This is a genomic window from Streptosporangium sp. 'caverna', assembly GCF_003203775.1.
GTDB lineage: Bacteria > Actinomycetota > Actinomycetes > Streptosporangiales > Streptosporangiaceae > Streptosporangium > Streptosporangium subroseum.
The window spans coordinates 805,659-828,388 of sequence record NZ_CP029711.1; the positions used below are offsets into that span (position 1 = coordinate 805,659).

Genomic DNA, 22,730 nt, shown 5'->3' on the forward strand with positions numbered 1-22,730 from the left:
CCCTCCGTACCACCACAGACCATTCACCTCTGTACATGACCGAATCATTCACCTCTGTATGTGAAATGCGAAGGAGAAGCCATGACAGGCACCTCTCACCCCGGCGCCGTACGGCGTGCCGCCGTCGCCTGCGGACTCGGCGTGATCCTTGCCGCCGTCCTCGCCGGCCCCTCCTCGGCGGCGCTCTCGCCGGATCCGTCGCCGGGGGACGGCGGCAAGAAGACGGCGACCCGGGAGGAGGCCGGGGGTAAGGCAGCCGCCGGAGAGAAGGCGGGCGGGAGGGCAGCCGCCGGCGAGAAGGCGGATGCCGGAAAAGAGGCCGCCGGAGAGAGAGACGGTGGAGGAAAGGAGACCGGTGGAAAGGCGTCCGCCGCGAAGGCCGCCGCTGGGAACGTGTCCGCCGGGAACGTCCCGAGGCTGAGCATCAGCGTCGACAACGGCCGGACCGCCGCCCAGGAGGGGGACCGGCTCACCTACACCGTCACCGTCCGCAACATCGGCACTGCGGGCGCCCGAAACCTCCACCTCACCCAGAGCCTGCCGCCCGGCCTCAAGTTCGTCTCCACCGACGGGCACGGCGCGGTGCGGCACGGGCAGATCGTCTGGTCGGCGGACGTGAGGGCGGGCAAGGATGTCACCTTCCACACCACCGCCAAGGTGCAGGACACACCGGACCAGCTGTTGCGCCTGGCCACCGTCGCCTGCGCGAGCACCGGAGCGGACGCCAAACCGATCGTCTGCGCCACCCACTCCGACGAGCTGCCGGCCGGCGCCGCCGCGGCCGAGGCCGCCCGCCTGGCGGCCAACCCGGCAACGGGCACCCTGCGTTACGTCCTGATGGGGATCGGGCTGCTGATCGTGGCGGTGGCCGGAACGCTGGTCGCCCGCCGCGCGAGACGCCAAGCCCGCCTGCGGCTACCGTCCTGACCACGCTGGTCTGGAGCGTCACGATCTTTCTACGGGGTCTCGGCAGGCGGGATTACGCGGTCGCGGTCCGTACGGCCCGCGTCTGAACCATCCGAGCACGGCCCGCGCATCGGATGCGGGGGCCGTGCTCTTCTGTTCAGGAGTGGGAGCTGAGCTGGCCGTCCAGCGTCCAGATGCCGACCTCCACACCGGTCACCCTGCTCCGGTAAAGCTCGCGTTCGGCCAGGATGCAGAGGTCGCCCAGGCCGAGCTTGGCCATCACGTGATCGGAGAAGGGCGTCCCGGTTCCCGCTCCCGAAAGGAGCGACCGGAGGAAGCTTTCACCCCACTCGACGGTGTGGAGCACCCACGGTGCCTCCCCGATGATCACGAGTTCGAGGAGCTTGCTCAGTTTGTCGGCGTACTGCCTACGGAGCCGACCGTCTGAGAGTTGAGCGATGTGATTGCCCGTCTCGATCACAGCGGTGACGGGCAGGATGAGATCACACGCTCGTTTCTCCTCCAGCGCTCGCAGCACGTTCTTTCGGTCCTGATTCTTCCCCGGGACGTCGAGGAGGTTGCAGAGCACCGAGGTGTCGACGAACTCGACCCTGCGACCCACCGTTAGCCGATTCCCATGAGCCGGTCGAACTCGGTGAAGTCACGAGCCGGAGCAGAGCGGGGCTGCTCCAGAAGCCCGGATGTGACGACCGTACCGAGATCACCTTGAGCCATCAGGCTGGGATACCCGTCCACCTCCGGAAGTTTCCGAAGGTGGGAAAGACCGGTGTCACGGTCGCGAGAGCAGACGATGACATGTTGGTGGTCTTCCGGTCCCAGAGCCGAAAGCAGCGCGGGGCTGTGTGTTGTGAAGATCACTCGGGAGGCGTCTTCCTGTGTGGCCTGCCTGACCAGGTCAAGTATCTGGGTTGCCTGGGAGGGGTGCAGGCCGTTCTCCAACTCTTCGATCACCAGAGTCGGGGATCTTCCATCGCCTTCCGTGCCGCGCACGCCGAGATCGAGATCCTGTCCTTGGCGGAGCAGGCTCGTGGCGATGGCAGCGAATCTCAGCAGGCCGTCGCTCATCTCCCGGGCCGGGGTGATGGCCCCGTCCTCCCTGAGAGCCAGCATCACGTCGTTGAGTTCCGAACGGATCACCTCGATCCCCGTCACCTCGTGTTCGACGAGATTCTGCACGCGGGTGACGAGTTGCCGGAACCGCTGGGGATCGTGATCGGCCATGTGGCCGATCACGGCCGGGAGGTTCTCGGCGGTCCTGCGGAGTTTTGTGTCGCGACTGGGGACGTACTGCCGCATGAGGTGAGGAACGGGGTCCAGATGGAAGACTCCGCGAAGCGTCTCCAGGACGTCCTCCGCGGCCGCGCGGACATGGCGCTCGGCCTCCGTCTCGCCCGTCAATCGGAGAGGGAGCTGGCTGGTGAGCAGCCGGGTGGAGCGGAACGACGCTCTGGGGTCTCGCCCTCGGCGGCCGTTGTACCAGGTGGCGTCGATGCTGCCGGACCCGGGCTGTGCGTCTGCCGTCCTGAGAAGATCATGCATGTCTCGGCGTGATGGATTACGCGTCGAGCGGCTCTTTCCTGAAAAGCCGACAAGAGTTTCGCTGATGATTTCCGGCTCTGGACGGACCTGGATTGTGACGTCGAGATTTACCCAGAAGTAGCCTCTCTCGCCGACTCGATTGGCGGCAACGACGGTGCACCCCAACCGGAATCGGTCCGTCCCATGGGGAGGGCACCCCTCTATGCCTCCGCGTAGCGGCCCCTCGTCGCCTCGCCGGCTGTCGAGCGCATCCACAAGGTCCGCCCCGGTGGCCAGGCGGGAGAGCACCTCAAGCCCGTCGAGCGCGTTCGACTTTCCGCTGCTGTTGCGGCCGATGAGTGCCGTCATGCCGCCCAGGGGCAGAGTCGCCTCACGAAAGGTCTTGAACTCGATGAGGCGTAGCTCGGTCAGGAACGGCTTCATATCCGAACGCTACATGTGCGCCCCCGGCCGAGGGGGCGCACATGGCGGGAGAGATCTACTCGTCGCCGGTGAGGGAGAAGCTGCGCAGGCGCTGGCCCGCCCAGAAGACCGCACCGATGGTCACGATGAGGAGGGCCGGGATGGCGAAGCTGAGCTTTATCTCGGTGGTGAAGAACGCAGAGGACGACAGTTGGTCGGCGATCGACTGGGCCCACTGCTGGATGGAGAACTTCCGGGCGCCGGGCACGAAGTTGCCCACCACGCCCTCCCAGACGAGCGCGTAGATGATGCCGATCGTGACCGCGTGCCGGGTCAGCACGCCCAGCAGCATGAACACCGCCGCGTAGGCGATGCCGCCGATGAAGGAGCCCAGGGCGAAGCCGTACGCGATCCCGGATTCGAGGTTGACCAGCAGATAGGCCGCGATGAAGGTCGGCACGGCGGCGAACAGCGCGAGCATCGAGGCGGCGACCAGGAACTTGGTCTGGGCGATGACCGGCCGGGAGATCGGCTTGGCCAGCAGGTGGATGATCGTGCCGTCGTCGATCTCGGGGGCGATCACCCCGGTTCCCGCGATCAGGCCCAGCAGCGGCAGCATGGTGCCGATGGCGAAGGTCTGCATGAGCGTGACCGTGGTCCGCTCGTCGGTGACGCCGAGCAACCGCAGCAGGAGGGCCAGGCCGATCAGCACCAGGGGCAGCAGGATCAGCAGCCAGATCCGCCGGCGGCCGAGCAGCGCCCGGTAGGAGATTCCAGCGATGACACCGTTCATGGTCAGCCGCTCCTGTTGATCAGATAGGAGAAGACGCTCTCCAGGTCTTCGTCGGCCGGGGAGATTCGCCAGATCCGCACGTCCGCTTCCTTGGCGACCTTGGGCAGCAGCCGGGTGAAGCGCCGGAAGTCCACGGCCTGCACCTCCAGGCCCGCCTCGGTCAGGGAGACCGCGCCCGAGGAGACGTCGGCGATCAGGGCGGCCGCCAGGCGGCGGTCGTCGCTGGAGCTGACCCGGAACAGGTGCGGCCGGTCGGTCATCCGGCGGCGGATCTCGCGGAAGTCGCCCGAGGCGGCGTGGCGGCCGGCGACCAGGACCTCGATGTGCTGGGCGACCCGTTCCACCTCCTCCAGGATGTGCGAGCTGAACAGGATGGTCTTGCCCGCCGTGCCCATGTCGCGGACGAGATCCATCAGGTGCATGCGCTGGCGCGGGTCCATGCCGTTGAACGGCTCGTCGAGCAGCAGGACCTGCGGGTCGTGCACGAGCGCCGCCGCCACCTTGACGCGCTGGCGCATGCCCTTGGAGTAGGTCTCGATCCTGCGGTCCTTGGCGCTCTCCATCTCCACCAGGGCGAGTGCCTTGCGGGCGGCGTCGTCGGGGTTGGGGAGACGGTGGAGCCTGGCGCTGGACAGCACGAACTGCCAGCCGGTGAGGAAGCCGTAGACGGCCTCGCGCTCGGGGACCAGGCCGATCGAGCGGTAGATCTCGTGGTTGTGCCAGATCCGGGCGCCGTCCAGGGTCACGGTGCCGCCGGAGGGGGCCAGGAAACCGGCCATCATGTGCAGCAGGGTGGACTTGCCCGCGCCGTTGGGGCCGAGCAGGCCGGTGACGCCGGGGCCGACGGTCATCGTGATGTCGTTGACGGCGACCACGTTGCCGTACCAGCGGGAGACCTGAGCCAGTTCGATGTTCATCGCGAGGCCGCCTTCCGGTATCGCATGATCAGGGCTGTCACGGACAGGGCGATCAGCGCGAGCATGATCACTATCGCGACCACGGTCCCGGCGCCCGACGGGTAGATGCTGCTCTGCGCGGGCTTCGCCCCGAAGATCCCGACCTGCACGGCCGCGTCCACCAGGAAGAACGGGTTGATCAGCCAGGCCCACGCGGCGGCGGTGTCGTTGCCCATCGACTCCATCGTCGCGAACAGCACGGTGGAGACGGCGGAGGTGAGCAGGTAGAAGGCGATGACCGAGGCCACGCCCAGCCCGCGCCGGGGGGTGAAGGAGGCGATCGCCACGCCGATGCAGGCCAGCAGCACCGCGTAGCAGACCGCTCCGGCCATGCTGGTCAGGTAGGCGGCGGTGGGGGTGTCCCCGGGCAGGTCGATGAGCATCTCGCCGATGAAGAGCACGGTGAGCGGTACGGCCAGGAGCAGGAACATCGCCGTCGTCATCGCCGCGAGCTTCGCGCCGACGTAGTCCACCAGCGTCACCGGGCGCGACAGGTAGAGCGGCAGCACCCGGAAGCGCAGGTCGGGCGCCACCGTGTACGGCGCCTGCGAGGCCAGGAAGATCGCGAGTACGGCCTGCATGATGGCCGCGTACTCGGTGTAGCCCAGCCCCTTCTGCTTGACCACCGCCATGATCGCGATGGAGACGACCGCGGGCAGCATCATCACGCCCACGAGCAGGAAGGGGATGATCTTCGCGCGGGCCGTGCGGCCGAGCCCGAACACTCCGCGCAGGCTGTGCACGGTCAGCGCCAGGACGGCGCGGCCGCGGCCGAGCCGTGCCCCGTCGTAGTGGCGGTATCCGATGTCGTGAATGACACCCGTGGATTCAGACATTGACGGGCTCCCGGAAGACGTCCTCGATGCGCTGGCGGCCCTGTTCCATGCGGATGAGAGAGAGGTCGAGCTCGCAGACCGCGTCGCGGAGCGTGTCGAAGGTCTCCGGCGCGCGGACGTGGACCAGGAGCATCCGGCCGTGGAAGGTGACGGTCTCGCCCAGTTCGGTGAGGCGGGCGGCCAGGGCCTCCTGGCCCTCCTCCACCTCGACCGTGACGGTCTGGGTGCTCTGGGTGAACTCGCCGATGGCCGAGGAACGCAGCAGCTTGCCGCCGTCGATCACGATGACGTGGTCGCAGACCCGCTCCAGCTCGCCCAGCAGGTGGGAGGTGACCAGCACGCTGATGCCGAACTCGGAGCCGATCCTGCGGATCAGCGCGAGCATCTCGTCGCGCCCCTGCGGGTCGAGGCCGTTGGTGGGCTCGTCCAGCAGGACCAGGCGCGGGTCGTGCACCAGGGCCTGGGCCAGCTTGACCCGCTGTTTCATGCCGGTGGAGTAGCCGCCCATCGCGCGGTAACGCTCTTCGTAGAGTCCCACGTGGCGCAGCACGTCGGCGGCGCGCTCCCGGGCGGCGGTGCGTGTCAGGCCCGACATCTGGGCCATGTGTACGGTGAACTCGGTGGCGGACAGGTCGGGCGGCAGGCAGTCGTGCTCGGGCATGTAACCCACGACCCGGCGGATCTCCGCGCCTCGGGTCGTCACGTCCATGCCGAGCACCTGAGCGGTTCCGCCGGAAGGTTCGAGCAGCCCCAGCAGGATCTTGATCAGCGTCGATTTGCCCGCGCCGTTGGCGCCGACCAGGCCCGTCACGCCGGGACCGACGGTGACGGTGAGCTGGTCGAGCGCCGTTACCCGGGGGAAACGTCTGGTTAGTCCCTCGGTGGCGAGGATAGTCATGCTCGGACACTATCTACCGCGTGTCGTAAATTCCTCCGCCACACGAACGAGTTTCCCCTCCTCCATAAGGGCAGGTGCGACCCCTACTCGTGCGCGGGTTTCCGCCTTGATCGCCCCGGAAGTCGCATGTCGAACCGGGACCAGTAGGCCTTTTGGATGAGTAGCGTCACCATGCCAGAGATGATCATGCCTGCGATGTTCACCCCGAGCTGGATCGCCGATCCCGCCATGTCTCCCCAGCGGGCGAGCGCGCCGGCCACCGCGAAGTATCCGGCGGCGGGGACCGTGGTCACCGAGATGAAGACGCCGACCAGAGCCGATGACTTGCCCGCGGTGACGGAGAGCACCCCGGCGGCACCGGCGAGCAGCGCCACGATGAACGACCATCTGTCGGGTTTGACGATGAAGCCGATCTCCTTGTGGTCGATCAGAGAGGACGGTTCGATCCAGCCGAGCCAGTGGAAGACCAGGGCGCAGGCGAAGGTGGTCGCGATGGCGGATGCGAAACCGATGGCCAGCGCACGCAGGGCGCGGCCGATCAGGTGCCGGTCCTTCTGGATCAGGCCGAAGCAGATGGCCGCGATCGCGCCGAACTCCGGCCCGAGCACCATCGCGCCGACGATCAGGATCGGCGAGTTGACGATCACACCGATCGCCGCGATCTGCGTGGCGATCGCGAGGAAGGTCAGAAAGGCCCAGGTGAGCCTGGAGTCGTCCTCGACCCGCTGGGAGAACTCCGCCCAGACCACGGCGTCGTCCCCATCACCCGGTGCCGCCTCCTGGGCGTGATCGGCCGCCTCGGAGATCGACAGGTCGACCTCTTCGACCGCGATCGACCCCTCCGCGCACAGGCCGAGAGACCGGAGCCTCTCGATCACCTCGTTGGCGGCCTCCCGCGCGACGTCGAACTGGATCAGGTCGCCTCTGGGGGAGCGGGCCACGCCGGGCAGCACCACGAGGTTGGTGACGCCGACGGCCTCGTCGAGTATCTCCAGTATCCGGGTCGACAGCTCAGGTGGGCTGATCACGCGTAGATGGAGCACGACCCAACCCTAGGACCCGCGTCGCGGCTCGGCGGACGGGCCTCGGAGCCCGTCCGGGAGTCAGATGCGGCGGAGCCGTACGCGCTGGATCGAGTGGTTCGGGCCCTTGTACAGCACCAGGCCGGCCCGTCCCCGGGTGGGGGCGATGTTCTCCACGAGGTTGCGCTCGTTGATGTCGCGCCACACGTTCTCGGCGAACGTGGTCGCCTCCTCGGCCGACAGCTCGGCGAGATACTTGAAGTAGGACTTGGGATCCTCGAAGGCGGTCCGCCGGAGCTTGTGGAAGCGGTCCACGTACCAGTTGCGGATGTGCTCGACCTTGGCGTCCACGTAGATCGAGAAGTCGAAGTAGTCGTTGACCGCGAGCGCGGTGGGCGGGGCGGGCTGCAGGACGTTGAGGCCCTCGACGATGAGGATGTCGGGCCTGTGCACGGTCTGGGTCGCGCCGGGCACGATGTCGTACTCCAGGTGGCTGTAGACCGGAGCCGTGACCTCGGGCAGCCCCGCCTTGACGTCGGCGACGAACCTGACGAGGGCCCGCCGGTCGTAGCTCTCCGGGAAGCCCTTCCTGTGCGTGATGTTCTTCTCGGTGAGGACCTGGTTCGGGTAGAGGAAGCTGTCGGTGGTGATCAGTTCCACCCTGGGGTGTTCCGGCCAGCGGGCCAGCAGGGTGTGGAGCAGCCGGGCCGTGGTGGACTTGCCGACCGCGACGCTGCCCGCGATGCCCAGGATGTACGGCGCGGGCCGCTGACTGGCCCCGAGGAAGGTGTTGAGTGCCGCGCTGCGCTGCCTGGCCCCGGTGAAGTGCAGGTTCAGCAGCCGGGTGAGCGGCAGGTAGATGTCGGTGACCTCGGCCAGGTCTATCGGATCGTCGACGCCGCGCAGCTCCTCGAGTTCGTCCGCGGTGAGCGTCAGCGGCGTGTTCTTGCGGAGCTCGCTCCACTGCGCCCGGCTCAGTTGCACGTATGGTGACGCCGTGTCTAACCCGTTGGCCATGGTTCCGAAGCCTACTGATCGGCCGGCGGCGCCCTCAGGGGGGTACGGCGTTGCCCGATGCCGGGCAGGAATCTTGGGTTCCCACGGGGGTTCTCCATAGGCTCAGCGGCCGATCTCTCAAGGTGAAGGGGGTTGGCCATGTGCGGAATAGTGGGATACACCGGTCATCGTCAGGCGGTCGAGGTGGTGGTCGAGGGGCTCGGGCGGCTGGAGTACCGCGGGTACGACTCGGCGGGGATAGCCCTGGTCGGTGACGACGGCGACCTGATCGTGGAGAAAAGGGCGGGAAAGCTGGCCAATCTGCGGTCCATCCTGGTCTCCCGGCCCCCGGCGATGGCGACGGCCGGGATCGGGCACACCCGGTGGGCCACACACGGCGCGCCGACCGACCGCAACGCCCACCCGCACACCGACTGTGACGGGCGGATAGCGGTCATCCACAACGGGATCATCGAGAACTTCGCCGCGCTCAGGACGGAGCTGGAGAGCGAGGGGCACAAGCTCGTCTCCGAGACCGACACCGAGGTGGTGGCGCACATGCTGGAGGAGTTCGCCGTCGGCGGCCTGGCGGAGGCGATGCGCCGGGTGTGCCTGCGCCTGGAGGGGGCGTTCACGCTGCTCGCGGTCTCGCTGGACGAGCCGGGCGTGGTGGTGGGGGCGCGAAGGAACTCACCGCTGGTGGTCGGGCGGGGGGAGGGGGAGAACTTCCTCGGTTCGGACGTCGCGGCGTTCATCGCCTACACGCGCGAGGCGATCGAACTGGGGCAGGACCAGGTGGTCGAGCTGCGGACGTCGGGGATCACGATCACCGACTTCCACGGCCGTCCCGCCGAGACGAGGGATTATCACGTCAACTGGGACGCCTCGGCCGCCGAGAAGGGCGGCTACGACTACTTCATGCTCAAGGAGATCGCCGAGCAGCCTCAGGCCGTGGCGGACACGCTGCTGGGCAGGGTCGACTCGGAGGGCCTGCTGGTGCTGGACGAGATGCGGCTGTCGGACCAGGAGCTGCGGGACATCAACAAGATCATCGTCGTCGCGTGCGGAACCTCCTATCACGCCGGACTTATCGCGAAATATGCCATTGAGCACTGGGCCGGGGTGCCATGCGAGGTCGAACTGGCCAGCGAGTTCCGCTACCGGGATCCGATCCTCAACCGCGACACGCTGGTCATGGTGATCACCCAGTCCGGCGAGACCATGGACACGCTCATGGCCGTACGGCACGCCCGCGACCAGCGGTCGCGGGTACTGGCCGTCTGCAACGTGAACGGCTCCACGATCTCGCGCGAGTCCGACGCCGTCCTCTACACCCATGCGGGCCCGGAGATCGCGGTCGCCTCCACCAAGGCCTTCCTCACCCAGCTCGTCGCCTGCTATCTCGTGGCGCTCTATCTCGCCCAGGTCCGGGGGACCAGGTTCGGCGACGAGATCTCCCAGATCATGAACCGGCTGGCCGAGATGCCGTCCAAGGTGAACGAGGTGCTCGAGACCGTGGAGCCGGTCCGCGCGCTGGCCAGATCGCTGGCCACCGAGCGGTGCGTGCTCTTCCTCGGCCGGCACGTGGGGTTCCCCGTGGCGCTGGAGGGGGCGTTGAAGCTCAAGGAACTGGCCTACATGCACGCCGAGGGCTTCGCGGCGGGCGAGCTCAAGCACGGCCCGATCGCGTTGATCGACGAGGGGCTCCCGGTCGTGGTCGTCGTCCCGTCCCCGATCGGCCAGCGCGTGATCCACGACAAGATCGTGTCCAATATCCAGGAGATCCGGGCCAGGGGCGCCAGGACCATCGTCATCGCCGAGGAGGGCGACACGGCGGTCGAGCCCTACGCCGACACGCTGATCCGCATCCCGGCCGTCCCGACCCTGCTCCAGCCGCTGGTCGCCACGGTGCCGCTCCAGGTCTTCGCCTGCGAGCTGGCCGCCGCCAAGGGCCACGACGTCGATCAGCCCCGCAACCTGGCCAAGTCGGTCACGGTGGAGTAGGGGCGGGGTCGTCACGGTGATCGCCCACGGGCGCGTGCCCACGACCAGGGCGGCGATCGCCGCCGACCGGAGGAGGTCGGCCGGCGGGGAACCGCTCGGCAGGGGGAGGGAGCCCGGCCAGAGAATGTCGAGCGCGAAGACCGCACCGCCGGTGGCCGGCACGTGAGCGGAACGGGACCGGGTGGCGAGCACGGCCGCGATCACCGTCAGCGCGGCGGCCGTGAAGATGCGAGGGTGACCAAGCTCACATCCCGGGAAATAAAGATCTAAAAGGCCACCTTAGCCGGTCTCACCTCGGAGTTCGGGTTGCAATCCACAGCCTGTGGATAACTCCTATGGATTGCGAGTGCCCATAAGTGGGAAAGGAGTGGAGGCACTCTTTTGTCCGGTTAATTAGCGATTAATGCCATATAGCGGATTCGAGGGTAGCGGGTTAACGTGACGCGAATCCGTCGAACGGAACGGAAGCGGACGAATCTTCTCCCCTGGACGCCCTCACGGAACGTCGAACCGCACCCGTGATTTCGATCGTGACGCGCCCCCGAGCGCCGACCCCTGGACACCTCCACGCAACGTCGAACCACGCCCCTCGCCTCGGAAGCGGCCGATCGGAGCCGTGGGTGACGGGCCGGACGGTGGATGCCGCTCAGGCCCCCGGAGTCGCCCGCCGGCATATTTCCCCGACCCGTGACGGGGGCGTCGCCATCGCCTACGTGATCGCCGGAGGTTAGATTCGGTGGAATGCGGACCGCGTACACCTCCGACCAGATCAGGGCGGCCGAGGCGGCACTGATGGCCACCGTGCCCGAGGGCACCCTCATGGAGCGGGCGGCCACCGGGCTCGCCGTGATCTGCGCCAGGATGCTCGGCGCGGTGTACGGCTCCCGCGTCGTGCTGCTCGTCGGCAGCGGCGACAACGGCGGCGACGCCCTCTACGCCGGGGCGCGCCTGGCGTCCAGGGGAGCCAGGGTGGACGCGATCCTCGCCGGGTCGCGGGTCCATGCCGGGGGGCTGGAGGCCCTGCGCCGGGCGGGGGGCCGCACGTCGGACGCTCGCGACGACGCCGCGGTCCGAGGGCTCGTCGGGGCGGCGGTCCTGGTCGTGGACGGGCTGGTCGGGATCGGCGGGACCGGGCCGTTGCGCGAGCCGTACGCGACCCTCGCCGGGCTCGCGAACGACGCGCCCGGCGAGGTGATCGCGGTGGACGTGCCGAGCGGAGTGGACGCGGCCGACGGGCGGGTCGACGGGACCGCGATCACGGCGGACGCCACCGTCACGTTCGGGGCCTGGAAGACGGGACTGCTCGTCGATCCGGGCTCGCGGTACGCGGGGCGGGCGGAGCTCGTCGACATCGGGCTCGGCCCCTACCTGCCGGACCCCGACGCGTCCGCGCTGACCGACGCGGACGTGGCGCTGCGGCTGCCCAGACCTGACGCCACCTCCGACAAATACCGCCGGGGCGTCATCGGGATCGCGGCCGGGAGCGAGCGCTACACCGGGGCCGCGGTGCTGGCCGTGGGCGGGGCGATCCGGGCCGGGGCGGGCATGGTCCGCTACGCGGGCGTCGCCGAGCCGGTGGCGCAGGTGCGGGCCCGCTGGCCCGAGACCGTGATCACGACGCTCGCACCGGGGGAGGGGATCGAGGAGGTGGGCCGCGTGCAGGCGTGGGTGCTCGGACCCGGGCTCGGCACCGACGAGGACGCGCTCGCCATCGCCCGTTCGGTGCTGGCGAGCGATGTCCCGGTGCTCGTGGACGCCGACGCGCTGACGCTGGTCGCCAAGGACAGGACGCTGCTCCGCCGTACCGCACCCGTGCTGATCACTCCGCACGCGGGCGAGCTGTCGCGGCTGCTGGACGTGCCACGGGCGCGGATCGAGGCGCGAGGGTTGGAGCACGTACGGCGGGCGGCGGCGGAGCTGGGCGTGACCGTGCTGCTCAAGGGCTCGACCACGCTGGTCGCCGAGGAGGGGCGGCCGGTCAGGATCAACCCCACCGGCAGCCCGTGGCTGGCCACCGGCGGCACCGGTGACGTGCTCGCCGGACTCACCGGCACGCTGCTGGCCGCGGGCCTCGGCGGGTACGACGCGGCCTCCTGCGCCGCCTATCTCCACGGAATCGCCGGTCAACGCGGACCGCTCGCCGCCGGGGACGTCGTCGAGGCGATCCCCGAGGTGGTGAGATCGATCATGAATCGGCCCCGGGAAGACGGCTGACCTGCCAGACTGGAAAAATGAGCTCTCCGATGACTCCTGCCGAAGCGCGGGTGAACCTCTCAGCGATCAGGGACAATCTCGCGCTGCTCAGGAGTCACGCTCCGGGCGCCGAGACCATGGTCGCGGTCAAGGCCGACGCCTACGGGCACGGGCTGATCCCCGGCGCGCGGGCCTGCCTTGCGGGCGGGGCCGACCGCCTGGGCACCGCCTATGTCCGCGAGGCCCTGGAGCTGCGGGCCGCGGGGATCACCGCGCCCATCCTGTCGTGGATCATCCCGCCGAACGAGCCGCTGGACGAGGCGGTCCAGCAGGACATCGAGCTGTCCGCGGCCTCTCCCGGGCTGGTGGACGCGATCGCCGGGGCCGCGGGCCGCGCGGGCAGGGCCGCCAGGGTGCATCTGAAGGTCGACACCGGCATGTCGCGCGGCGGCGCGGCGCTCGCGGAATGGCCCGCGCTGCTGGACCGGGCGCTGGGCAGGCAGGCCGAGGGCACGATCGAGATCGTCGGGCTCTGGTCGCACTTCGCCTGCGCCGACATGCCGGGAGACCCCTCCATAGCGCTCCAGCTCGCCGCCTTCGACGAGGCCCTGGCCGTCGCCGACAAGGCGGGCGTCAGGGGCTCCCACATCATCAGGCACATCGCCAACTCGGCGGCGATCCTGACGCTGCCGCAGGCGCGCTACGACATGGTGCGGCCGGGCATCGCGACCTTCGGCCTGAGCCCCGTGCCCGAGCTCGGAGATTTCGGGCTGCGCCCCGCGATGACCCTGGTGGCACGGATAGCCCTGGTCAAGCGGGTGCCCGCGGATTCCGGTGTGTCCTATGGGCACCTGTATGTCACAGATCGGGAAACCACGCTTGGGCTGGTCCCCCTCGGGTATGCGGACGGGATCCTGAGGCACGCCACCAACCGGGCGGAGGTGCTGGCGGGGGGCCGGCGGCGGCGGATCGCCGGGCGGGTCTGCATGGACCAGTTCATGATCGACGTGGGAGACGACCCACTGGCGGAAGGTGACGAGGTGGTCCTGTTCGGTGACGGTTCGCAGGGCGAGCCGACCGCACAGGAGTGGGCGGATTCCCTTGGCACGATCACGCATGAGATCGTGACCAGGATCGGTTCGCGGGTTCCACGCGTTTACCGGTGAGAGGCGTTTCAGGGGGTCGCATGAGTGTCATCACACGGCGCAAGGTCGGCATCGCGGGCGCGGTCGTCGGTGTCGCGTCCGCCGGCGTGGCCGCCGTGGCCTTCGCCAAGCGGTATGCCGTCGGCCGCATCAGGCTCCGTCCCGATCTGGAGTCGAGCGAGCCGCTGGGCGAGCTGCGCGGGCGCCCCGTCACGGTCGCCACCTCCGACGGAGTGAAGCTCTACGCGGAGGTGGACGGCCAGGAGGACGCCCCGCTGACCGTGGTGTTCTGCCACGGCTACACGCTCAATCTCGACTCCTGGCACTACCAGCGGCGCGACCTGTGCGACTCCTACCGCCTGGTCCTGTGGGACCAGCGCTCCCACGGGCGTTCGCCGCGCACCATGGACGGAAACTGCACGATCGACCGGCTCGGCGACGACCTCGCCGAGGTGATCGAGGCGCTGGTTCCCGGTCCGTGTGTGCTGGTCGGGCACTCCATGGGCGGTATGACGATCATGGCGCTGGCCGATCGGCACCCCGAGCTGTTCCGCGACAAGATCAAGGGGGTCGCGCTGATCTCCACCTCCTCCGGCAAGCTGGCCGAGATCTCCCTGGGCCTGCCCGCGATGCTGTCCAAGGCCGTGCACAAGGTCACGCCGGGCACGGTGTCGATACTGAGCCGGGGCGGCACGCTGGTGGACAGGAGTCGCCAGGTGGGAAACGACGTGGCCTTCCTGGCCCTGCGTCACCTGGGCTTCGGAGACTCCAAGAGCGTCAGCCCCACGGTGGTGGACTTCGCGGAGTCGATGATCCGCTCGACCCCGTTCGAGGTGATCGCCGAGTTCTATCCGGCGCTGATGTCGCACGACAAACTGAGCGCGCTGAGCGTCCTGAACGACGTGCCGACGTCCATCATGGTCGGTGACAAGGACTGGCTGACGCCCGTCGAACACAGCAAGGCGATGGCGGCGGCGCTGCCCCGGGCCCAGTTCACCGAGGTGCCCAACAGCTCGCACCTGGTCCAGCTGGAGCGGCCGACCGTCGTCAACGACGCGCTGCGTGACCTGCTCAAGCGGGCGGTCGCGAACGACGCTGACGACACTGACGGCGCGAACGACATGAACGACACGGACGGCGCCGGTGACGCAGACGGCACGGACGGTACGGATGACGCAGACGGATCGACGGGAGTGACAGAGAAGTGAGAGTCGTGGCGACCGCGGAGGAGATGCGGGAGCTGGGAGCCGAGCTCGCCGGTCTCCTGCGCCCGGGGGACCTGGCGATCCTGTCGGGGCCGCTCGGCGCCGGCAAGACGACCCTGGTCCAGGGAATCGCCGACGGGCTCAAGGTGCGCGGCCCGATCACCTCGCCCACCTTCGTCATCGCCAGGGTGCACCCCTCGCTGTCGGACGGCCCGGCGCTGGTGCACGCGGACGCCTACCGGCTCGGCGGTGACCTGGAGGTCGACGACCTGGACCTGGACGCCTCGCTGGAGGACTCGGTGACGGTCGTGGAGTGGGGCGAGGGGTTGGTGGAGGGGCTCGCCGACGACCGGCTGGAGATCCTCATCGAACGCGGCGAGTCGGACGAGGCCGGTGAGGCCCGGACCGTACGACTTCGCGGGATAGGCGCGCGCTGGGAGGGTGTCGTCTAATTCGCCCCCGTAGGCAGGGGAACCCTGGCACCCTGGCACTACTTCCCATCTTGATATAGATCATCCGGGTCGAAGATCGACTATGGCGGGTTTGCCCATGTTTAATGGGGAAGAGGTGGGAAATCGTGCCGGGCGAGGGTCGTCGGCCGGAGTGCGAAGTGGAGTTCGACGGTGCCAGAGGTCAAGCATGTCGCGGTTCTAGGGGCCATCGCCTTTTTCGGGATGGTCGGATGCACGGCCGAGGCAAACTCGGGGAGCCCCACGGGGACGGCTACCTCGCCGGATCCGGCGATCAGCCGACAGGACATCGAGGTGCAGCTGCAACCGGCCCGCGCCAAGGCCGGAGACAAGGTGTGGGTGCTGGCGAACTGCCCGATCCCCCAGGGGGGACCCGAGCATCGGGGCACCGCCTCCTCCAAGATCTTCCGTATCCCGGTCACCCTCGATCCGATCCTGACGACGCCCACCCCCGACCCCTCGGCCACCGCCACACCCACGCCCCGACCGTGGGTCCGCGGCCAGGCCACGGTCGCGGCGGGCACCGCGGTAGGCGTCTATGAGATCAACGCCAGGTGCGACGGGACCAACGACACCGGCAAGGCCAACCTCAGGATCGTGGCGTCGACCACGCCGAGTGCCACCCCCAAGCCCAGCACCACCAGGACCATCATCAGCACCAGGGCGCCGGAGACGGGCGGCGGCGGCACCGCGGCCGGCGGTCCCGAGGACTCGAGCATGCCGCTCGGCATGACCGGTCTCCTGCTCGGCGCGGCGCTCGCGGGCGGCATCGGCTTCGCGGTCGTGCGTCGCCGCCGTTCGTAGATCTCGATGGCCGAACCCACTCGCTGGTCACGGATCGTCCTGGCCGGAGTCATCACCGGTGCCGTGCTGGTCGCGTTCAACAGGGTCGGCGGCGAGGAGGAGAAGCCGCCGGCCCGCGCCGCGGTCGTGCCCAGCCGCATCGACATCCCCTCGCTGGGCATCAAGGCGCCCCTGATGAAGCTGGGCGTGAAGGACGGCGCGGTCGAGCTTCCGCCGTACGAGAAGCCGCAGACCGCGGGCTGGGTCAAGGACAGCGCGGTCCCCGGCGACCAGGGTCCCGCGGTGATTCTCGGGCATGTGGACACCAAGACCGCCCCGGCGGTCTTCTACAAGCTCAAGGACATGCGGGAGGGACAGGAGATCAAGGTCGTGCGGAGTGACGGCAAGGTCGCCCGGTATCGGGTGGACTCCATCGAGCGGGTGAGCAAGAACGAGTTCCCCGCCGACAAGGTCTACCTTGAGGACGGCCTCCGGCTGATCACCTGCGGGGGCAACTTCGACTGGGACAAGCACGAATATCGCGACAACCTCATCGTCTACGCCACTCTCGTCAAGACCTGAGACGGCCCGTTCCGGCGCTTCCCATGCCTTGCAACGGTGCGATCTGACACTTCCCGCGTCTCACAAGGGCTCGTTTGTCGCTTCCCGCGTCTCGGGACGGCGTGCTCTGACGCTTCCCGCGTCTCATAACGGTGCGTTTTGACATTTCCCGCGCCTCGCAACGGCGTGCTCTGACACTTCCCGCGCCTCACGAAGGCATGCTCCGGCGCTTTCCACGCGCACAACGGAGTGCTCCGGTCCCGCCGGTTTCGGCCGGTCGGAGCGTGATCGCATCCGGCGGACCGCGCTCGGAACACGCCCCCGGACTCTCCCGCCGGGGCCGTCCCCGGCCCTTGTGGAGCAGGACGGATCCTTGCCCGTCGCAGAACGAGCTAGGCTAACTGTTCGTGCTGGTCCTGGCTTTTGATACCGCGACCCCCGCCGTCACCGCAGCGCTGCACGACGGCGAGAGGGTTCTCGCCGAGTCGACGACGATTGACGCGCGTCGCCACGGCGAATTGCTCGTGCCCACGATCGAGACGGTCCTGCGGGAGGCCGGAGCCTCGCTCCGCGACGTCACCGTCGTCGTCGCCGGCTCCGGGCCCGGTCCCTACACCGGGCTGAGGGTCGGCCTGATGACCGCTCAGGCTCTCGCGACGTCCCTGGGCGTCCCGGCGTACGGCGTGTGCACGCTCGACGCCGTCGCCTACGGCAGCGGGCTGACCGAGCCGTTCCTGGTGGCCACCGACGCCCGGCGCAAGGAGGTGTTCTGGGGCCACTACCAGGACCTCCGGACCCGGCTGTCCGGACCCGCGGTGGACAAGCCCCAGGAGCTTCCCGGGGAGATCCCGCTGGTCGGCGCCGGCGGGCGAATGTACGCCGAGACGGTCGGCGCCTCCCGCCTGCTGGACGCGCCCGACTACCCCTTCGCGGGAGCCCTGGCGGCGCTGGCCGCCGAGCAGCTCGGCGAGCGGGACGTCCGGGAGGTGGTCGAGAGCGGCACGCATCCCGTGCTGAGCCTGCCCCTCCCGATCTACCTGCGCCGTCCCGACGCCCAGGTGCCCTCGGCGTCCAAGAAGGTCTCCTCGTGACCGCGGTGCTGCGCCAGATGACCGTGGACGACCTGCCCTCGGTCATGAAGATCGAGCGGGAGACCTTCCCCGCGGACGCGTGGAGCGAGGGCATGCTCCGCGGCGAGCTGGGCGACCAGCCCAGGACGCGCCACTACGTGGTGGCCCTGGTGGACGACGAGATCGTCGGCTACGCCGGGCTCTTCGCGGCGGGGGACCAGGCGGACGTGCAGACCATCGCCGTCCTGGCCGAGAAGCAGCGGACCGGGATCGGCAGCGCCATGCTGACCGAGCTGCTGGCCGAGGCCGTACGGCGGGGCGCACAGTCGATCTTCCTGGAGGTGCGCGCCGACAACCCGGGCGCGCAGGCGGTGTACGGCGGTTTCGGATTCGAGCGGATCGGCGTGCGCCGCGGCTACTACGAGGACGGCACCGACGCGATCATGATGAAGAAGGACCTCAATGCGTGACGAACCTCTGGTCCTGGGCATCGAGACCTCCTGTGACGAGACAGGGGTGGGCATCGTCCAGGGGCACACCCTGCTGGCCAACACGATCGCCTCCAGCGTCGAGCAGCACGCCCGCTTCGGCGGGGTGGTGCCCGAGGTCGCCTCCAGGGCGCACCTTGAGGCGATGACGCCCACCATCGAGCGGGCCCTGGAGCGCGCGGGCCTGCGTTTCACCGACATCGACGCGATCGCGGTGACCGCGGGACCCGGCCTGTCCGGCGCGCTGCTCGTCGGCGTCGCCGCCGCCAAGGCGTACTCGCTGGGCCTGGGCGTGCCGCTGTACGGCGTCAACCACCTGGCCGCCCACGTGGCCGTCGACCAGCTCGAACACGGCGCCCTGCCCAAGCCGTGCATCGCCCTGCTGGTATCGGGCGGGCACTCGTCCCTGCTGCTGGTGCCCGACGTGGCCAAGGACGTCGTCTCGCTGGGATCCACGGTGGACGACGCCGCGGGCGAGGCGTTCGACAAGGTGGCCCGCGTGCTCGGCCTGCCATTCCCCGGCGGCCCCTACATCGACCGGGCGGCCCGCGAGGGTTCCGGCACGGCCATCGCGTTCCCCCGCGGCAAGCGCGACGACGGGACGCTCGACTTCTCGTTCTCCGGTCTGAAGACCGCCGTGGCACGGTGGGTCGAGGCCCGGGAGCGCTCCGGCGAGTCGATCCACGTGCCCGACGTGGCGGCGTCGTTCCAGGAGGCGGTCGTCGACGTGCTGACCCGCAAGGCACTGCAGGCGTGCGCGAAGTACGACGTCCAGGACCTGCTGATCGGCGGCGGTGTGGCGGCCAACTCCCGCCTGCGTGCCCTCGCCCAAGAACGCTGCGACGCGGCCGGAGTGCGGCTCCGCGTCCCCAGCCCGGGACTGTGCACGGACAACGGGGCCATGGTGGCCGCGCTGGGCTCCGACCTCGTGGCCGCCGGTGTCACGCCGTCCCGGCTGGACATCCCGGCGGACTCCTCCCTGCCGATCACCACCGTCCACCTGTGATCCCGGGTCGTCAAGGCATGACCATCGTTCACGTATGACCCTGGCGTCGCCGAGGCGTGACCACCGTGCACGGGTGATCTCGGCGTCGCCGAGTCATGATCGCCTTCCACGCGCGCTCTCCGCTCTCACACGGAGTGGAGGGTGAGCGTCGGGTAGTCGGTGTAACCGCGGTGGTCGCCGCCGAAGGCCGTGGTGAAGTCGGCCTCGTTGAGCGTCGCGCCCAGGCGCAGACGGATCGGCAGGTCGGGGTTGGCCAGGAACGACTTGCCCAGCGAGACCAGGTCGGCGCCCCGGCTCAGCCAGTGGGCACTGGCCTCGGCGGGATCGGCGAACGACGAGTCGTTGGCGATGAGCGTGTTCGGCCAGAGCGCGCGGATCCGCTCGTTGAGCTCCTCCGAGGGGCTCACCACGAGGTGCAGGTAGGCCAGGTCGAGCTCGGAGAGCGCGGAGACCAGTGCCGGGTAGACCTCGTGCATGTCGTCCTCGACCAGGTCGCCGGCGCCGTTTCCGGGGGAGATCCTGATGCCGACCCGGGATGCGCCGATCGCGTTCACGACCGCCTTGGCGGTCTCCACGGCGAACCGGATCCTGCCGTCCACGGACCCGCCGAAGCCGTCCTCGCGCAGGTTGGCGTTCTGTGACAGGAACTGGTGGATGAGATAGCCGTTCGCGCCGTGCAGCTCGACCCCGTCGAAGCCCGCCTCGATGGCGCGGACGGCGGCGGCGGCGAAGTCCTGAACGGCCTCCTCGATCTCGGAGGCGGACAGCTCCACGGGGACCGGGATGTCCTGCATGCCGTTCGGCGTGAACATCTGCGTCGCGGGCTGTACGGCGGACGGCCCGACCGGCAGTCCGCCGGTGTTGTCGGGGTGGCCGATCCGGCCGGCGTGCATGATCTGGGCGAAGATCCGGCCGCCCGCCGCGTGGACGGCGTCCGTGACCTCTCGCCAGCCGGTCACCTGCTCGTCGGTGTGCAGGCCCGGAGTGTTCATGTAGCCCTTACCCGCCTGGCTCGGCTGGATTCCCTCGGTGATGATCAGGCCGGCGGAGGCCCGCTGGGCGTAGTAGAGGGCGGTCAGAGAGGAGGGGATCCCGTCGACATAGGCCCGGGAGCGCGTCATGGGGGCCATCACGAGGCGGTTGGGCAGTTGAAGTCCGGCGAGCGTGAACGGTGAGAAGGACATGACCATTCCTTTCATGGCCGACCAACTTGGCCAGCCAATGAGCATTTATACAACTTGGCCGACCAACTTGCAAGCGGTAGGCTCAAGGGGAAACAGGAGGAACCTGACATGGCTGAGCCGCTGCTCATTGAGGGTGTCGACGAGATCGAGACGCGCGACGACGACGAGAACGACCTAAGCTGTCTGATGGCTCAGGCGGCGCGTGGACATCGAGTGCTGCTCGCCGGTCTTCTCGCGGAGGTCGACCTCTACCCGGGCCAGGAACGCGTGATGGCAGCCCTCTGGGACAACGGTCCGCAGTCACAGAACGCCCTGGCGAAGATCCTCGGCATTGACGTGTCGACGATGACCAAGAGCCTGCAACGCCTTGAGCGCAGTGGGTTCGTCAGCCGCAGCCCCTGTCCGACCAACCGGCGCATCAGCATTGTGGACACCACACCGGCGGGTGACGCGCTGCGGCCGGAGATCTGCAGGGTGCTGACCGAGGCCAACCGGCGGATGACCCAGGGACTGACGCCCGAGCAGGCCGGGGTGCTGTCGTCCCTGCTCGCCTTGGTCCGGGACAACCTGTGCCCCGAGGCGATGGCGGCCGCGGCCGCACGCCCGGCCGGAGGCAATCTCAAGGCGCGGCCCATCCCCTGACGGCCGGAACCGGCACGGGGAACACCACGTGACGGCAGGAGTTCGACGCGGGCGCATCGCCTGACCGCCGGAGCCGACATGGGGAACACCATGTGACAACTGGAGCATGCTGCGGGCGCGCTTCGTGATCACCGAAGTTTGCTGCGGGCGCACTTCGTGACCGCCGGAACTTGATATGGGCACATCGCATGACCGGCGGAGCTTGATGCGGGCGCATCGCGTGACCGCAGGGGGACGCGATGCGGTGGTCAGTCCTTGTCGGCGCGGGCGGGACGGAGAAGCGCTTCGGCGAGGGCCAGCATGGTCTCCTCAAGAGCGCCGAGACGGCGGGTGAGGTCGGTGCGGACGGGCTCCACGATCGCCCCGAGGGCCTCGGTGAGCTGGGCGCGGTCGGGCTGGGCGCGGAGCAGGTCGGCCAGCGGGACGAGGGCGGCCTCGGTCTGGGCGACGTGCTGCTCCAGGGAGTCGAAGCGCCTGCCCTGACCGTCGGTCTGGACGTCGATGAGCGCGCCGACGTTCTTGTGCACGTCGCCGATGTTGAGGGTGGCGGGCAGCCTGTCGACGCGCTCGTCCACGGACTCCAGGCGCTCGGCGGTCTTCTCCGCACGGCCGTCCAGTGCGCACAGGCGGGAGTCGATCACTTCGATCCGGCTGGTGACACGGCCCTCGATGTCGTCGAGGCGCTCGTCGATCGTGTCGAAGCGGCCGTCGACGATGATCTGGCGGCCGTCCAGCCGGTCGATGCGGCTCTCGACGCCGTCGGCCCGGTCGTCGATCCGGGGCATGAGCAGGTCGATCTTGCCGTTCGTCCGTTCGACGGCGGCGAGCAGGCGGTCGGTCGCACCGTCGACGGCCTCCCGCACGCTCGCGGGCAGGTCGAGCATCCCGGCCTCCAGGCGCCCGGTGCGCTGAACGAGGTCGGCCAGCGACCTGTCCAGGCGGGTGAACCGGTGGGCCGCGACCTCCATCTGGGAGTGGAGCCGGCCGAAATGCTCGACCAGCTCCTTCAGCCGGCCGTCGACGCCCTGGGTGCCGTCCACGACGGTCTGGAGGCGGATGAGCGCCTCGTCCACGCTCTCGCCGACGGTGCCGAGATCGGCCCAGAGACTCGGCAGCTCGCCGAGAGGGGTGACCCGGTCGCGGACGGTGTCGACCCGCTGGCCCAGGGCGCCGACGCGTTCGCCCACGGTGTCCACGTGGTCGCGGACCGCCTCGACGTGCTGGGCCAGGCCCTCCGCCCAGGCCGGAGGGCGGACGGAGATGTCGTCCAGGCGGCCGTGGACGGACTCCAGCGTGCCGCTCAGCCCGCCGAGCTCGCGCTCCCTTACCTCTCGCAGCAACCACTCCATGCCTTCGAGGCGCTGGCGGATCTCGTCCAGCACCGCGCCCTGGGTCCGCTGCTCGTAGACGTGGTCCTGTGCCGCGCGGGCGAGGAGCTCGCGCATCCGGTCGGAGATAGCAGTCTGACTGCCTGCCTGGAGCAGGGTGTGGTCGGAGTGATCCACCGAAAGCTCCTTCACTCGCCGACGGTCAGCCGCGCGGTGGGATTGGTTCATTTCGCTGTTGAACGCGGTCAAACCGCACGCGAGGGAGCGAACTCTCGCCCGGCA

Annotated in this window: 22 protein-coding genes; 12 read left to right on the forward strand and 10 right to left on the reverse strand. The window is 69.1% G+C overall.

Annotated elements, in window-relative coordinates; genetic code table 11:
* The first annotated feature begins 81 nt into the window (after positions 1–81).
* The gene (locus DKM19_RS03815; RefSeq protein ID WP_110694493.1) at positions 82–927 is read left to right on the forward strand and encodes a DUF11 domain-containing protein; all 846 of its coding nucleotides are present in this window, start codon (positions 82–84) and stop codon (positions 925–927) included.
* Positions 928–1,063: 136 nt separating this feature from the next.
* Here the strand turns inward: DKM19_RS03815 and DKM19_RS03820 are convergent, their stop codons facing one another.
* From DKM19_RS03820 to coaA, 8 genes are all read right to left on the reverse strand, one after another.
* Positions 1,064–1,528 (reverse strand): hypothetical protein, encoded by a 465-nt coding sequence (locus DKM19_RS03820; RefSeq protein ID WP_110694494.1) that lies wholly within the window; start codon positions 1,526–1,528, stop codon positions 1,064–1,066.
* Positions 1,529–1,530: 2 nt separating this feature from the next.
* Positions 1,531–2,889, reverse strand: coding sequence for an AAA family ATPase (locus DKM19_RS03825; RefSeq protein ID WP_110694495.1), 1,359 nt, complete (start codon positions 2,887–2,889; stop codon positions 1,531–1,533).
* Positions 2,890–2,944: 55 nt separating this feature from the next.
* Positions 2,945–3,661: an ABC transporter permease subunit gene (locus DKM19_RS03830; protein ID WP_110694496.1), complete on the reverse strand. Its 717-nt coding sequence runs from the start codon at positions 3,659–3,661 to the stop codon at positions 2,945–2,947.
* A 2-nt stretch (positions 3,662–3,663) separates the two neighbouring features.
* On the reverse strand, positions 3,664–4,578 hold the full coding sequence (locus DKM19_RS03835) for an ABC transporter ATP-binding protein (protein WP_110694497.1): 915 nt from the start codon (positions 4,576–4,578) through the stop codon (positions 3,664–3,666).
* A complete protein-coding gene (locus DKM19_RS03840; protein WP_110694498.1) occupies positions 4,575–5,453 on the reverse strand; it encodes an ABC transporter permease in 879 nt (292 codons plus the stop codon). Before DKM19_RS03840 ends, DKM19_RS03835 begins: the two co-directional genes overlap by 4 nt.
* Positions 5,446–6,351: an ABC transporter ATP-binding protein gene (locus DKM19_RS03845; RefSeq protein WP_110694499.1), complete on the reverse strand. Its 906-nt coding sequence runs from the start codon at positions 6,349–6,351 to the stop codon at positions 5,446–5,448. Before DKM19_RS03845 ends, DKM19_RS03840 begins: the two co-directional genes overlap by 8 nt.
* 83 nt (positions 6,352–6,434) lie before the next feature.
* Positions 6,435–7,394 carry a DUF389 domain-containing protein gene (locus DKM19_RS03850; protein WP_110694500.1) on the reverse strand — a complete coding sequence of 320 codons (960 nt, stop codon included), beginning with the start codon at positions 7,392–7,394 and terminating at the stop codon, positions 6,435–6,437.
* A gap of 60 nt (positions 7,395–7,454) precedes the next feature.
* Complete coding sequence (gene coaA / locus DKM19_RS03855; protein ID WP_110694501.1) at positions 7,455–8,390, reverse strand: type I pantothenate kinase; 936 nt, start codon at positions 8,388–8,390, stop codon at positions 7,455–7,457.
* 138 nt (positions 8,391–8,528) lie between these two features.
* Here coaA and glmS point away from each other — a divergent pair, with 138 nt between their 5' ends.
* From glmS to tsaD, 10 genes are all read left to right on the forward strand, one after another.
* Positions 8,529–10,373: a glutamine--fructose-6-phosphate transaminase (isomerizing) gene (gene glmS / locus DKM19_RS03860; protein ID WP_110694502.1), complete on the forward strand. Its 1,845-nt coding sequence runs from the start codon at positions 8,529–8,531 to the stop codon at positions 10,371–10,373.
* 741 nt (positions 10,374–11,114) lie between these two features.
* Complete coding sequence (locus tag DKM19_RS03865; RefSeq protein ID WP_110694503.1) at positions 11,115–12,587, forward strand: NAD(P)H-hydrate dehydratase; 1,473 nt, start codon at positions 11,115–11,117, stop codon at positions 12,585–12,587.
* Between the two features lie 29 nt (positions 12,588–12,616).
* Positions 12,617–13,732 carry an alanine racemase gene (gene alr / locus DKM19_RS03870; RefSeq protein ID WP_110694504.1) on the forward strand — a complete coding sequence of 372 codons (1,116 nt, stop codon included), beginning with the start codon at positions 12,617–12,619 and terminating at the stop codon, positions 13,730–13,732.
* Between the two features lie 20 nt (positions 13,733–13,752).
* A complete protein-coding gene (locus tag DKM19_RS03875) occupies positions 13,753–14,919 on the forward strand; it encodes an alpha/beta fold hydrolase (RefSeq protein ID WP_110694505.1) in 1,167 nt (388 codons plus the stop codon).
* Positions 14,916–15,368, forward strand: coding sequence for a tRNA (adenosine(37)-N6)-threonylcarbamoyltransferase complex ATPase subunit type 1 TsaE (gene tsaE, locus DKM19_RS03880; protein WP_110694506.1), 453 nt, complete (start codon positions 14,916–14,918; stop codon positions 15,366–15,368). Before DKM19_RS03875 ends, tsaE begins: the two co-directional genes overlap by 4 nt.
* Before the next feature lie 312 nt (positions 15,369–15,680).
* Positions 15,681–16,190, forward strand: a complete 510-nt coding sequence (locus tag DKM19_RS03885; RefSeq protein WP_110694507.1) for a hypothetical protein — start codon at positions 15,681–15,683, stop codon at positions 16,188–16,190.
* A gap of 6 nt (positions 16,191–16,196) precedes the next feature.
* Positions 16,197–16,751 carry a class F sortase gene (locus DKM19_RS03890; protein ID WP_110694508.1) on the forward strand — a complete coding sequence of 185 codons (555 nt, stop codon included), beginning with the start codon at positions 16,197–16,199 and terminating at the stop codon, positions 16,749–16,751.
* A 386-nt stretch (positions 16,752–17,137) separates the two neighbouring features.
* Complete coding sequence (gene tsaB, locus DKM19_RS03895; protein ID WP_110694509.1) at positions 17,138–17,821, forward strand: tRNA (adenosine(37)-N6)-threonylcarbamoyltransferase complex dimerization subunit type 1 TsaB; 684 nt, start codon at positions 17,138–17,140, stop codon at positions 17,819–17,821.
* 17 nt (positions 17,822–17,838) lie between these two features.
* Positions 17,839–18,270 (forward strand): ribosomal protein S18-alanine N-acetyltransferase, encoded by a 432-nt coding sequence (rimI, locus tag DKM19_RS03900; RefSeq protein WP_089209376.1) that lies wholly within the window; start codon positions 17,839–17,841, stop codon positions 18,268–18,270.
* On the forward strand, positions 18,263–19,294 hold the full coding sequence (tsaD, locus tag DKM19_RS03905; protein WP_110694510.1) for a tRNA (adenosine(37)-N6)-threonylcarbamoyltransferase complex transferase subunit TsaD: 1,032 nt from the start codon (positions 18,263–18,265) through the stop codon (positions 19,292–19,294). Before rimI ends, tsaD begins: the two co-directional genes overlap by 8 nt.
* A 125-nt stretch (positions 19,295–19,419) precedes the next feature.
* Here the strand turns inward: tsaD and DKM19_RS03910 are convergent, their stop codons facing one another.
* Complete coding sequence (locus DKM19_RS03910) at positions 19,420–20,484, reverse strand: alkene reductase (RefSeq protein WP_110694511.1); 1,065 nt, start codon at positions 20,482–20,484, stop codon at positions 19,420–19,422.
* 102 nt (positions 20,485–20,586) lie between these two features.
* Here DKM19_RS03910 and DKM19_RS03915 point away from each other — a divergent pair, with 102 nt between their 5' ends.
* Positions 20,587–21,120 carry a MarR family winged helix-turn-helix transcriptional regulator gene (locus tag DKM19_RS03915; protein ID WP_110694512.1) on the forward strand — a complete coding sequence of 178 codons (534 nt, stop codon included), beginning with the start codon at positions 20,587–20,589 and terminating at the stop codon, positions 21,118–21,120.
* Positions 21,121–21,368: 248 nt separating this feature from the next.
* On the opposite strand, the gene DKM19_RS03920 is transcribed toward DKM19_RS03915, so the two are convergent.
* A complete protein-coding gene (locus DKM19_RS03920; protein ID WP_162641281.1) occupies positions 21,369–22,625 on the reverse strand; it encodes a hypothetical protein in 1,257 nt (418 codons plus the stop codon).
* Between the last annotated feature and the right edge of the window lie 105 nt (positions 22,626–22,730).